Genomic DNA, 12,215 nt, shown 5'->3' on the forward strand with positions numbered 1-12,215 from the left:
GAGTCCCCTATGACAAACATTCAAGCTTTTATGAAAAACTTTCTTGGTTCAAGTCCGGATTGGTATAAACTTGCCATTGTTGCTTTTCTCATTATTAATCCGATTATTTTCTTTTTCATCAGCCCTTTCCTAGCGGGCTGGCTATTAGTCGCTGAATTTATTTTCACGTTAGGCATGGCATTGAAATGCTACCCCCTTCAACCCGGTGGTTTATTAGCTATTGAAGCTATTATTATAGGGATGACTAATGTAGAACACGTAAAAACGGAAATTATGGCAAACTTTGAAGTGGTATTGCTATTAATGTTCATGGTAGCAGGAATTTTCTTCATGAAACAACTGCTTCTTTACGTATTCACGAAATTACTTGTCAAAATTCGTTCAAAAATCGCGCTTTCTTTAGCTTTCTGTTTTAGCGCTGCCTTCCTATCAGCCTTCCTTGATGCATTAACGGTTGTTGCCGTAATTATCAGCGTAGCAATGGGATTCTATGGCGTTTACCACAAAGTCGCATCAGGCAATAATTTAATTGATGCCGTTGATATTGCTGATGATGGAAAAATCGCGACACAACACCACGAAACCTTAGAAAAATTCCGTTCGTTCTTACGTAGTTTGATGATGCATGCTGGTGTCGGAACCGCACTTGGTGGCGTAATGACAATGGTGGGTGAACCACAAAACTTAATCATTGCTGAACAAGCCAAATGGAACTTCATCGAATTTTTCTTCCGCATGGCTCCAGTTACTGTTCCAGTATTTATCTGCGGATTGCTAACTTGCTTCTTAGTCGAAAAATTCAAATTATTCGGTTATGGTGAAAAATTACCTGAAGATGTATGGAAAATTTTGTCAGATTTAGACCGCACTAATTCAGAGAAAATGTCTAAACAAGACAAAATTAAATTAGGCGTCCAAGCGTTAATCGCAATTTGGTTAATTCTTGGATTGGCGTTCCATCTCGCGGCGGTAGGTTTAATTGGTTTAAGTATCATCATTTTTGCCACAGCATTCACTGGTGTGACTGATGAACACACTATCGGTAAAGCATTCCAAGAATCCTTGCCCTTTACAGCCCTACTTGTTGTCTTCTTTTCTGTGGTTGCTGTAATTATTGATCAAAAACTATTCGCACCTATTATTCATTTTGTACTTGCTTCTGAAGAAAATACTCAGCTTGCTCTCTTCTATATCTTTAATGGATTGCTATCTTCTATCTCTGATAACGTATTTGTCGCAACGGTTTATATTAACGAAGCAAAATCTGCATTAGCGAATGGCGTAATTTTACCTCATCAATTTGAATTGCTTTCTGTGGCAATCAATACTGGAACAAACTTACCATCAGTCGCAACACCAAATGGACAAGCTGCATTCTTGTTCTTATTGACTTCATCCCTTGCCCCATTAATTCGCCTTTCTTACGGAAGAATGGTTTATATGGCTTTGCCTTATACTGTTGTTATGTCGCTTGTAGGTTTATTTGCTATCGAATTTATTTTACCTGCAACTACAGATTGGTTGGCAAGCTTAGGTTTAATTTTGCCGATTTAAGGAGACAGAATGCTCACATTATTAAAACAATTTTCTGAAAAACGCTCCGCATGGTTTTTGCTAGCTTTATCAAGTTTAGCCTTGGAATCTACCGCACTCTATTTCCAATATGGAATGAGGTTACAGCCTTGTGTGCTTTGCGTATATGAACGTTTAGCGATAATTGGATTATTTATTGCGGGCATTATTGGTCTTTTCGCACCAAAGTCATTTATTGTGAGATTAATCGCATTGATACTCGGATTATTTAGTAGTATTAAAGGCCTTTTGGTATCACTGCGCCATTTGGATCTACAAATGAATCCAGCCCCCTGGAAACAATGTGAGTTTATCCCTAACTTTCCAGAAACCTTACCATTTCATCAATGGTTCCCTGCTATTTTTAATCCTACAGGCTCTTGTAATGAAAGCCAATGGTCATTCTTAAATTTAACCATGGTTCAGTGGCTCGTATTTATTTTTGTTGTATACATTACAATACTCACAATATTATTTATTTCTCAAATACAAAAAAGTCGTAAACAAAGACGGCTATTTAACTAAAAACAATGCCATTTGAAAAAATCAAATGGCATTTTTCTTTATTACATATTCTCATTTTATGATCAGTAAAATCTTTCTATATTTACGCAAACGTTTGCGCTATAATTCACTCCGCTTATTTTTAACTGTTTAATGAAGGAAAATGTAATGACAGATCGTCCAATTCGTCAGGCTTTACTGAGTGTTTCTGATAAAACCGGTATCGTAGAATTTGCTCAAGGCTTAGTACAGCGTGGTGTAAAACTACTTTCCACAGGCGGTACCGCAAAATTGTTGGAGCAGCATGGTTTGCCAGTGACTGAAGTGTCTGATTATACGGGATTCCCAGAAATGATGGACGGTCGTGTGAAAACCTTACACCCAAAAGTGCATGGTGGGATTTTAGGTCGTCGTGGTACAGATGATGCCATCATGCAGCAACACGGCATTGAAGGCATTGATATGGTAGTGGTGAATTTATATCCTTTTGCCGCAACCGTAGCTAAGCCAAATTGCACGTTAGAAGATGCAGTAGAAAATATTGATATCGGTGGCCCAACCATGGTGCGCTCTGCTGCGAAAAACCATAAAGATGTAGCGATCGTGGTGAATAATCATGATTTCAACGCTATTCTTGCGGAAATGGATAAACACCAAAATAGCCTAACGATTGAAACCCGTTTTGATCTTGCCATCAAAGCATTTGAACACACCGCGCAATACGATTCCATGATCGCCAACTATTTCGGTCAGTTGGTGAAACCTTATCATGTTGCTTCTGAAGAAGATGCGGAGGCGAAGAGCGGTCAATTCCCACGGACTTTAAACCTTAACTTTGTGCGTAAACAAACCATGCGTTACGGTGAAAATGCCCATCAAAATGCTGCCTTCTATGTTGATTTGAATGTGAAAGAGGCGAGCGTGGCTACGGCTAACCAACTCCAAGGTAAAGCCTTGTCTTACAATAATATTGCAGACACCGATGCAGCGCTTGAATGCGTGAAAGAATTTGATGAGCCAGCTTGTGTGATTGTGAAACATGCTAATCCATGTGGTGTGGCTTTAGGTAAAGATATTTTAGACGCCTATAACCGCGCCTATCAAACAGACCCAACCTCAGCCTTTGGAGGCATCATTGCTTTTAACCGTGAATTAGACGAAAAAACAGCAAATGAAATTGTAGAACGTCAATTTGTGGAAGTGATTATCGCACCAAAAGTGTCTGCAGAAGCTGTTGAAGTGGTGAAACGTAAGAAAAATGTCCGTTTACTTGAATGTGGAGAATGGCAAGCACGTACCCAACGTTTAGATTTCAAACGTGTGAACGGTGGCTTGTTGGTGCAAGATGCGGATTTAGGCATAGTTGGCTTGGATGATTTAAAAGTGGTCAGCAAACGTCAACCAACTGAACAAGAATTAAAAGACTTATTGTTCTGCTGGAAAGTGGCGAAATTTGTGAAATCGAATGCCATTGTTTACGCCAAAGATAACCAAACTATTGGTATTGGCGCAGGCCAAATGAGCCGCGTGTATTCGGCCAAAATTGCAGGTATCAAAGCACAGGATGAAGGCTTGACCGTGGCAGGTTGTGTAATGGCATCTGATGCTTTCTTCCCATTCCGTGATGGCATTGATGCGGCGGCGAAAGTAGGCATTCAATGTGTGATTCATCCGGGCGGCTCAATGCGTGATCAGGAAGTGATTGATGCGGCAGATGAACATAATATGGTGATGGTATTAACTGGAATGCGTCATTTTAGACATTAATTTATGCAGCAACTTCGCTCAATGAGCGACTTACTTATCCTCCCTCTTTCGTAAAGAGGGGGCGAGAGGGAGATTTAAACGATGCTAAATGTACTATGAGGTTGAAATAACTTCTGCCAAATCTCCCTTACCCCTCTTTGCTAAAGAGGGGATTAAATTCAAAAAGATACAAGGAGCATTATGAACATCCTCATCATCGGAAACGGCGGTCGTGAACATGCCCTCGCTTGGAAAGTGGCGCAATCTCCATTAGCGAATAAAATTTTCGTTGCACCAGGCAATTCAGGGACAGCGTTAGAACAAAAGGTCGAAAACGTGAATATCGCCGCAACGGATATTCCTGCATTGGTTAAATTTGCCCAAGATAACCACGTAGGTTTAACGATCGTGGGGCCTGAAGCGCCACTTGTGATTGGCGTGGTGGATGCGTTTCGTGCAGCGGGTTTAAAAATTTTCGGACCAACGCAAGCGGCGGCGCAATTAGAAGGTTCAAAAGCTTTTACCAAAGATTTCTTAGCGCGTCATAAAATCCCAACGGCAGAATATCAAAACTTCACTGAAGTCGAACCGGCATTGGCTTACTTGCGTGAAAAAGGTGCGCCAATTGTCGTAAAAGCAGATGGCTTGGCGGCAGGCAAAGGCGTGATTGTGGCTATGACGTTGCAGGAAGCCGAAAACGCAGTGCGTGATATGCTTTCCGGCAATGCCTTTGGTGAAGCCGGCAGTCGAGTGGTCATTGAAGAATTTTTAGATGGCGAAGAAGCGAGTTTTATCGTCATGGTGGACGGCAAAAATGTCGAGCCTATGGCGACCAGTCAAGACCACAAACGTGTGGGTGAGAAAGACACCGGTTTGAATACCGGAGGCATGGGGGCTTATTCTCCTGCGCCTGTGGTGACACCTGAAATTCATAATCGCGTGATGCGTGAAGTGATCTATCCAACGGTCAACGGCATGGCGGCAGAGGGCAATATTTACACCGGTTTCTTGTATGCGGGTTTGATGATCATGCCGAATGGCCAGCCGAAAGTGATCGAATTTAACTGCCGCTTTGGTGATCCGGAAACCCAACCGATTATGTTACGTTTGGAATCGGATTTGGTGGAGCTTTGTCTTAAAGCCTGTGATGGCAAATTAGACGAAGTGAAATCCCAATGGAATCCGAAAGCTTCTTTAGGTATCGTATTGGCAGCAGAAGGCTATCCGGGCGATTATCGCAAAGGCGATGAAATCAGCGGTTTGCCTCAAAGTGCGGTCGAAAATGAGAAAGTTTTTTTGGCGGGCGTAGAAGCGAAAGCGGGCAAGTTAGTCACCAACGGCGGCCGCGTGCTTTGTGCTACGGCATTAGGAGAAAGCGTATTTGAGGCACAACAGAAAGCGCTGAAACTGGCTGAACAAATTCAATGGAACGGTCGTTTTTATCGCCGTGATATCGGCTATCGCGCTGTGGCTCGTGAGCAGAAAAAATAACTACATTTAATGTTAAGGGATCGAATGGATTATAAAAATAAAGAATTATGTCGTTTTCGTACCATAAGTTTTTTTCTAACGTTACATAAAAATAAAACGCAATGGGAAGACGCCCTTTATTCAGTCAAACGTGATGTGGATTTGTTATTGCCAGCTGTGCAGAAAGCAGGTTATACCTTGCAATCGATTCGAGTGATTACCAATCCCTTTGGTGAATATTTGGATTTAACCAATTTGCAGACGGCAAAAGCAGATTTGCAGTATTTAACGGAGTTACTGAATAAATTTAATGAAAGTGGAATTCGTCTTCGATTTGCAATAGGCGCGGCGAGAAATAAAGAGGAAATAGCGTTATTGCCAGAGTTAATCGCAGCTTATGGTGACTTGTGTAATGCCTGTGTTAATGTGCCATTAGATGAAAATGGCGTGTTAGATAATGAACTTATTGAGCAATCTGTTTATGCGGTACAACGGATTGCAAATATCACACCACGTGGCGAAGGTAACTTTAATTTTACTGTGAATTTTAACTGCAAGCCATTTATTCCTTATTTCCCCGCCGGTTATCATCTAAGTCATTTACCAAATAGTTTTGTCATTGGTTTAGAAACGCCTGATTTATTAGTCGAAGTATTAAAATCTGTACCCAAATCACCTCATAATCAATTTTATGCGGATTGTTATCAAGCGATGTCGCAAGCGTTGCAATATCATGTAGATCAAGTATTAGAGATGTTAAGTGCGGTCAAATTATCAGGTGAATTTGAATTTGCAGGCATTGATAGTTCGGCGGCACCATCTAAAAATTGTTCATCCATGACAAAAGTGTATGAATTAATGGGATTGCCCTATTTTGGTGCGGCTGGTTCAGTAGAGGTTTCTGCTTTACTGACAAAAGTCTTTAAATCAATCCAGCGTGTACCATTGGTTGGATTTTCTGGATTAATGTTGGCGGTGACAGAAGATTTAGGTTTAGCCGAAGGGACACAAAAACACTATTTTGATATTCGCGCTTTACTAACTTATAGCGCCGTATGTGGTATCGGTTTAGATACGGTTCCTGTGGCGGGAAATGCTAAGGCTGAAAGCATCGCAGCTATTATGCGTGATACGGGAACGATGGCATTTCGCTTAAATAAACCGCTAACTGTGCGTTTATTCCCCATTCCGAATAAGATTGCAGGTGAAATATCCGAATTTGAGAGTGATGATTTATGTAACTGCCGCCTTTTACATATTCCGGATTAAAAAAATTTTCCCTACTTTGTATTGATGAATGTTATCTCTACTGTCAGTAAAAGAAATATCTCATGAGAAAATTAATATTGGGTAGTCTTGTCGCCGTATTGCTATCGGGATATGCAACGGCACATCAGCAAACCGAACAGAAAAAAGCGTTGGTAGGCGATTGGATGCGTCATATGAAACCAGCCGCCAAGGAGCCTTTGCCAGTTGAGCATTTTGATTATGTCACTTATCGAGCGGATCAAACCGTGCTGATGCGTGGTATCTCTCAGATTGATACAAAAGAAGGTTGGATGCGCTATTTATTGCAAGCCAAAGCCAAATAGCAGGCAAGTGATGGTAAGTTATGATTTTACCGTTCGTCTATTTAAAACCGCCCATTCACCACTAGTCGCAAAAATTATTGAACAATCTCCAGAATTTAAAGAATTAGATAAGGAATTTGTTTCACCTTGTAATAGCTGTGGTAATCATTTGGATATGAAGATTAAAATGAAAAGCCCAACAAGGATGACCAATTTTAATACTTATACGAAAGAAACCAGCCAATGCCGTAAACTTGGTGCTGGCGAGAAAACAAAAGAAGTTAAACTAATTGAGACATTAGTAAAAGAAAAAAGCCTGATTTAGATAAATGAATGTTTTTCATTGTAATAATGAAAAATATGATCGAAATTTTTGATTAAGTTTTTACTTGGAAACAGATAAACTATACACAAATAATTCAAACAAAGAGGAAAACACAATGTTTAAAAAGAGCATGAACATCGCTGATTACGATCCGGTTTTATGGCAAGCCATTCAAGATGAGAATCGTCGTCAAGAAGAACATATTGAATTAATCGCTTCTGAAAACTATGCCAGCCCGCGCGTAATGCAAGCTCAAGGTTCACAATTCACTAATAAATACGCTGAAGGCTATCCAGGTAAACGTTATTACGGTGGTTGTGAGTATGCAGACATTGTGGAACAGCTAGCAATTGACCGTGCGAAAGAATTATTTGGTGCAGATTACGTGAATGTTCAACCGCACTCTGGCTCACAAGCAAACGCAGCTGTGTATGGTGCATTGATTAATGCGGGCGATACTATTTTAGGTATGGATTTGGCTCACGGTGGGCACTTAACTCACGGTGCAAAAGTAAGTTTCTCTGGCAAGATTTATAACTCTGTGCTTTATGGAATCACTGCGGATGGCTTAATTGATTATGAAGATGTTCGTCAAAAAGCATTAGAATGTAAGCCAAAACTTATCGTTGCGGGTTTCTCGGCTTATTCACAAGTTGTGGATTGGGCGAAAATGCGTGAAATCGCAGATGAAGTTGGTGCGTATTTATTTGTGGATATGGCGCATGTAGCGGGATTAATTGCAGCGGGTTTATATCCAAATCCATTGCCTCATGCACATGTTGTGACAACAACAACCCATAAGACATTGGGCGGTCCGCGTGGTGGTTTAATCCTTTCTTCTTGCGGTGATGAAGAAATTTATAAACGCTTACAATCTTCTGTTTTCCCTGCAAACCAAGGTGGCCCATTGGTTCACATTATTGCGGCGAAAGCGGTATGTTTCAAAGAAGCATTAGAGCCAGCTTATAAAGAATATCAAGCAAACGTGATTAAAAATGCGAAAGCAATGGTAGAAGTGTTTAAACAACGTGGTTATGACGTGGTTTCAAATGGCACAGAAAACCATTTATTCTTAGTCAGTTTCATTAAACAAGGATTAACAGGTAAAGCAGCTGATGCGGCATTAGGCAAAGCAAATATTACAGTGAATAAAAATGCTGTACCAAACGATCCGCAAAAACCATTTGTTACTTCAGGTATTCGTGTAGGTACACCATCTGTGACTCGCCGTGGTTTCAATGAAAATGATGTTCGTGAATTAGCTGGCTGGATGTGTGATGTTTTAGATGCTTTAGGCAAAGAAAATGAAGAACAAGTGATTGCTGAAACTAAAGAAAAAGTCTTAGCAATTTGTAAACGTCTTCCAGTTTATCCGAAATGATTTATTTTCTTTCGTTGATTATATGGTTAGCGGCGATCAATATCGCCGCTTATTTTTTTATGTGGAGAGATAAAATTCGGGCCATGCGTAACGAGTGGAGAATTCCTGAAAAAACGTTTTTTCTTCTAAGCCTTTTAGGTGGTTTTATGGGAATGCATTTGGCCATGAAACATTTTCGTCATAAAACGCTGCATTTTAGTTTTAAATTTATTGCTGTTATTAGTGCATTTCTTTGGGTTATCGTTTTTCCATGGTTATATTTTTCTTTTATTTTTCAATATGTAAAAGCATGGTGATTTAGATAAACTAATTTGTTATGGTTCACTAACTATTGGCTTGGAGAACTGATTTTTACTAGCGTTATTTTGTATAATATTGGAAATTTTTTATGGGAAATCATATGACTTATATTGTTGGCTTAACTGGTGGAATTGGTAGTGGTAAAACAACGATTGCTAATTTATTTGCCGATCTTGGCGTACCTCTAGTGGATGCGGATGTGGTTGCTAGAGAAGTCGTCGCGAAAGATTCCCCCTTATTGTCTAAAATTGTTGAGCATTTTGGTGCTCAAATTTTAACGGAACAAGGCGAGCTTAATCGTGCGGCTTTACGAGAGCGAGTGTTTAACCATGATGAAGATAAATTGTGGTTAAATAATCTTTTACATCCCGCTATTCGTGAACGAATGAAACAACAATTAGCTGAACAAACTGCGCCTTACACATTATTTGTCGTCCCTTTATTAATAGAAAATAAATTGACAGCACTTTGTGATCGTATTTTGGTGGTGGATGTGAGTCCACAAACTCAACTTGCTCGTTCAGCTCAACGAGATAACAATAATTTTGAGCAAATTCAACGAATTATGAATTCTCAAGTTTCTCAACAAGAGCGTTTAAAATGGGCAGATGATGTGATTAATAATGATGCTGAACTGGCCCAAAACTTACCGCACTTGCAGCAAAAGGTGCTAGAATTGCACCAGTTTTATTTACAACAAGCGTAAAATAAAAATGTCTGACGAAATTATTGAAGTACCTTGTCCGATTTGCCAAAAATTGGTGCCTTGGACAAATGAAAGTACTTTTCGCCCTTTTTGTAGCAAACGTTGCCAGTTAATCGATCTTGGCGAATGGGCGGCTGAAGAAAAAGCGATTCCAAGTGATACTGCAGATTTTGCTATGGATCCAAATGTGAGTGACGAATGGAGCATTAAATAGAGATTAACCGATAGGAAACCCTATCGGTTAATTTTTATAAGTGCGGTCCTTTTTTGAGGATTTTCCCTAAGCATGCTATGCTAAACCTAATTTTATTATTCTAAAATGTGATTTTTATGCAACAAGATTATTTAAGCCAACAACGATTCTCCGATCTTCCTCTACATCCGATTGTACGAGATGCTTTGGCAAAAAAAGGCTTTGATTTTTGTACCCCAATTCAGGCTTTATCTTTGCCTATCAGTTTAAATGGACGAGATGTCGCAGGACAAGCTCAAACTGGTACAGGCAAGACAATGGCTTTTTTAACGGCTACTTTTCACCATCTTTTAACTCAGCAAGATCCTAATCTTGAATATCCTCACCCAAGAGCTTTGATTTTAGCGCCTACTCGAGAATTAGCAGTGCAGATTAGTAATGACGCAGAATTTCTTGCAAAAGCAAGTGGATTAAAGACCGCACTTGCCTATGGTGGCGATGGTTATGATAAACAACTACAGGCGATTGAGCGTGGCGTAGATATTTTGATTGGCACGACGGGACGAGTCATTGATTATGTGAAACAAGGCGTGATTTGTTTAGATGAAATCCAAGTTGTTGTGCTAGATGAAGCGGATCGAATGTTCGATCTTGGATTTATCCGTGATATTCGTTATTTATTGCGTAAATGCCCCGCTCCGCAAGCTCGTTTAACGATGTTATTTTCAGCGACGCTTTCTTATAAAGTGCGTGAATTAGCATTTGAAGATATGAATGATCCTGAATATATTGAAATTGAACCAGAACAAAAAACAGGACATCGAATTAAAGAAGAGCTTTTTTATCCATCTAATCAGGATAAAATGGCACTTCTCTTAACCTTAATGGAAGATGAATGGCCTGAGCGCTGTATTGTGTTTGCGAATACGAAACATCGTTGTGAAGAAATTTGGGGTTATTTGGCGGCTGATGGGCATCGTGTTGGTTTATTGACTGGCGATGTAGCACAGAAAAAACGTTTATCGTTATTAAAACAATTTACTGATGGTGATTTAGATATTTTAGTGGCAACAGATGTGGCCGCTCGTGGCTTGCATATTTCTGATGTGACTCATGTTTTCAATTATGATTTACCCGATGATCGAGAGGATTATGTTCACCGAATCGGTCGTACTGGACGAGCAGGGGACAGTGGTGTTTCTATTAGTTTCGCTTGCGAAGAATATGCGATGAATTTACCCGCTATTGAAGAATATATTGGCCATTCTATCCCAGTGAGCCAATATGAAACAGAAGCCTTGCTTGAACTGCCGAAACCATATCGGTTAAAACGTGCAGTACCACAGCAAGGACATACAAGACATCGTTCTTATCACACAAAATAGTGATATAATTTTTTAGTCTCAATAATTAATAAGGAAATCATTATGGCCATTTTAGTGACAGGTGGCGCCGGTTATATCGGTTCTCACACAGTTGTAGAATTATTAAATGCTGGCAAAGAGGTGGTGGTATTAGATAATCTTTGCAATTCATCGCCAAAATCCCTTGAGCGTGTAAAACAAATTACAGGCAAAGAAGCAAAGTTTTATGAAGGTGATATTTTAGATCGTGCTTTGTTACAAAAAATCTTTGCAGAAAATGAGATTAACTCTGTTATTCATTTTGCAGGGTTAAAAGCCGTAGGGGAAAGTGTTCAAAAGCCGACAGAATATTATATGAACAATGTCGCTGGCACCCTTGTATTAATTCAAGAAATGAAAAAAGCAGGTGTTTGGAACTTCGTATTTAGCTCATCTGCAACGGTTTACGGTGATCCAAAAATTATTCCAATTACAGAAGATTGTGAGGTCGGCGGTACAACTAATCCTTATGGTACATCTAAATATATGGTTGAACAGATTTTACGCGATACAGTAAAAGCAGAACCAAAATTTAGCATGACTATCTTGCGTTATTTTAATCCAGTTGGGGCGCATGAAAGTGGTTTAATTGGTGAAGATCCAAATGGTATTCCAAATAATTTGTTGCCTTATATTAGCCAAGTTGCCATCGGTAAATTAGCACAACTTTCTGTATTTGGTAGTGATTACGACACTCATGATGGAACAGGCGTGCGTGATTATATTCATGTAGTGGATTTAGCAGTAGGGCATTTAAAAGCGCTTCAACGTCATGAAAATGATGCAGGTTTACATATTTATAACCTTGGTACAGGCCATGGTTATTCCGTATTAGATATGGTAAAAGCCTTTGAAAAAGCCAACGACATTACAATTGCATATAAACTTGTAGAACGCCGCCCGGGTGATATTGCGACATGCTATTCTGATCCTAGTTTAGCTGCAAAAGAACTTGGTTGGGTGGCAGAACGTGGTCTTGAAAAAATGATGCAAGATACGTGGAACTGGCAGAAAAATAATCCAAAAGGGTATCGAGATTAATAT

At 39.7% G+C, this 12,215-nt stretch carries 13 protein-coding genes; all 13 read left to right on the top strand.

Features of this window, described 5'->3' with window-relative positions; translation table 11 throughout:
• Positions 1-9: 9 nt before the first annotated feature.
• The 13 genes from nhaB to galE all read left to right on the top strand — a co-directional run bounded on the left by nhaB (position 10) and on the right by galE (position 12,212).
• Positions 10-1,554, top strand: a complete 1,545-nt coding sequence (gene nhaB, locus LIX50_RS06550; RefSeq protein ID WP_048953483.1) for a Na(+)/H(+) antiporter NhaB — start codon at positions 10-12, stop codon at positions 1,552-1,554.
• A gap of 9 nt (positions 1,555-1,563) precedes the next feature.
• Positions 1,564-2,097 (top strand): disulfide bond formation protein DsbB, encoded by a 534-nt coding sequence (gene dsbB, locus LIX50_RS06555; protein WP_048953481.1) that lies wholly within the window; start codon positions 1,564-1,566, stop codon positions 2,095-2,097.
• Between the two features lie 147 nt (positions 2,098-2,244).
• Complete coding sequence (gene purH / locus LIX50_RS06560) at positions 2,245-3,843, top strand: bifunctional phosphoribosylaminoimidazolecarboxamide formyltransferase/IMP cyclohydrolase (protein WP_048953479.1); 1,599 nt, start codon at positions 2,245-2,247, stop codon at positions 3,841-3,843.
• A 180-nt stretch (positions 3,844-4,023) separates the two neighbouring features.
• Positions 4,024-5,313, top strand: coding sequence for a phosphoribosylamine--glycine ligase (gene purD / locus LIX50_RS06565; RefSeq protein WP_048953476.1), 1,290 nt, complete (start codon positions 4,024-4,026; stop codon positions 5,311-5,313).
• Between the two features lie 24 nt (positions 5,314-5,337).
• Positions 5,338-6,561 (top strand): DUF711 family protein, encoded by a 1,224-nt coding sequence (locus LIX50_RS06570; protein ID WP_048953475.1) that lies wholly within the window; start codon positions 5,338-5,340, stop codon positions 6,559-6,561.
• 62 nt (positions 6,562-6,623) lie between these two features.
• Entirely contained in the window at positions 6,624-6,884 is a 261-nt protein-coding gene (locus LIX50_RS06575) for a hypothetical protein (RefSeq protein ID WP_226385919.1), read from the top strand.
• 10 nt (positions 6,885-6,894) lie between these two features.
• Complete coding sequence (locus LIX50_RS06580; RefSeq protein ID WP_226385920.1) at positions 6,895-7,188, top strand: hypothetical protein; 294 nt, start codon at positions 6,895-6,897, stop codon at positions 7,186-7,188.
• A 115-nt stretch (positions 7,189-7,303) separates the two neighbouring features.
• Positions 7,304-8,569, top strand: a complete 1,266-nt coding sequence (glyA, locus tag LIX50_RS06585) for a serine hydroxymethyltransferase (protein ID WP_048953474.1) — start codon at positions 7,304-7,306, stop codon at positions 8,567-8,569.
• Positions 8,566-8,865: a DUF1294 domain-containing protein gene (locus LIX50_RS06590; protein WP_048953471.1), complete on the top strand. Its 300-nt coding sequence runs from the start codon at positions 8,566-8,568 to the stop codon at positions 8,863-8,865. The genes glyA and LIX50_RS06590 overlap by 4 nt, the downstream gene beginning before the upstream one ends.
• A gap of 104 nt (positions 8,866-8,969) precedes the next feature.
• Entirely contained in the window at positions 8,970-9,575 is a 606-nt protein-coding gene (coaE, locus tag LIX50_RS06595; RefSeq protein ID WP_048953527.1) for a dephospho-CoA kinase, read from the top strand.
• 7 nt (positions 9,576-9,582) lie between these two features.
• Positions 9,583-9,789 (top strand): DNA gyrase inhibitor YacG, encoded by a 207-nt coding sequence (yacG, locus tag LIX50_RS06600; RefSeq protein WP_048953469.1) that lies wholly within the window; start codon positions 9,583-9,585, stop codon positions 9,787-9,789.
• 116 nt (positions 9,790-9,905) lie between these two features.
• On the top strand, positions 9,906-11,153 hold the full coding sequence (gene rhlB / locus LIX50_RS06605) for an ATP-dependent RNA helicase RhlB (protein ID WP_048953468.1): 1,248 nt from the start codon (positions 9,906-9,908) through the stop codon (positions 11,151-11,153).
• Between the two features lie 42 nt (positions 11,154-11,195).
• Positions 11,196-12,212, top strand: a complete 1,017-nt coding sequence (gene galE, locus LIX50_RS06610; protein WP_048953467.1) for a UDP-glucose 4-epimerase GalE — start codon at positions 11,196-11,198, stop codon at positions 12,210-12,212.
• The last annotated feature ends 3 nt before the right edge of the window (positions 12,213-12,215 follow it).

Source organism: Haemophilus sp. Marseille-P9675, assembly GCF_916862695.1.
GTDB classification, from domain to species: domain Bacteria; phylum Pseudomonadota; class Gammaproteobacteria; order Enterobacterales; family Pasteurellaceae; genus Haemophilus; species Haemophilus haemolyticus_K.

Bases quoted from the DNA above. Each gene is read 5' to 3' on its own strand.
- nhaB (WP_048953483.1), top strand. From the start codon at position 10: ATGACAAACATTCAAGCTTTTATGAAAAACTTTCTTGGTTCAAGTCCG.
- dsbB (WP_048953481.1), top strand. From the start codon at position 1,564: ATGCTCACATTATTAAAACAATTTTCTGAAAAACGCTCCGCATGGTTT.
- purH (WP_048953479.1), top strand. From the start codon at position 2,245: ATGACAGATCGTCCAATTCGTCAGGCTTTACTGAGTGTTTCTGATAAA.
- purD (WP_048953476.1), top strand. From the start codon at position 4,024: ATGAACATCCTCATCATCGGAAACGGCGGTCGTGAACATGCCCTCGCT.
- LIX50_RS06570 (WP_048953475.1), top strand. From the start codon at position 5,338: ATGGATTATAAAAATAAAGAATTATGTCGTTTTCGTACCATAAGTTTT.
- LIX50_RS06575 (WP_226385919.1), top strand. From the start codon at position 6,624: ATGAGAAAATTAATATTGGGTAGTCTTGTCGCCGTATTGCTATCGGGA.
- LIX50_RS06580 (WP_226385920.1), top strand. From the start codon at position 6,895: ATGGTAAGTTATGATTTTACCGTTCGTCTATTTAAAACCGCCCATTCA.
- glyA (WP_048953474.1), top strand. From the start codon at position 7,304: ATGTTTAAAAAGAGCATGAACATCGCTGATTACGATCCGGTTTTATGG.
- LIX50_RS06590 (WP_048953471.1), top strand. From the start codon at position 8,566: ATGATTTATTTTCTTTCGTTGATTATATGGTTAGCGGCGATCAATATC.
- coaE (WP_048953527.1), top strand. From the start codon at position 8,970: ATGACTTATATTGTTGGCTTAACTGGTGGAATTGGTAGTGGTAAAACA.
- yacG (WP_048953469.1), top strand. From the start codon at position 9,583: ATGTCTGACGAAATTATTGAAGTACCTTGTCCGATTTGCCAAAAATTG.
- rhlB (WP_048953468.1), top strand. From the start codon at position 9,906: ATGCAACAAGATTATTTAAGCCAACAACGATTCTCCGATCTTCCTCTA.
- galE (WP_048953467.1), top strand. From the start codon at position 11,196: ATGGCCATTTTAGTGACAGGTGGCGCCGGTTATATCGGTTCTCACACA.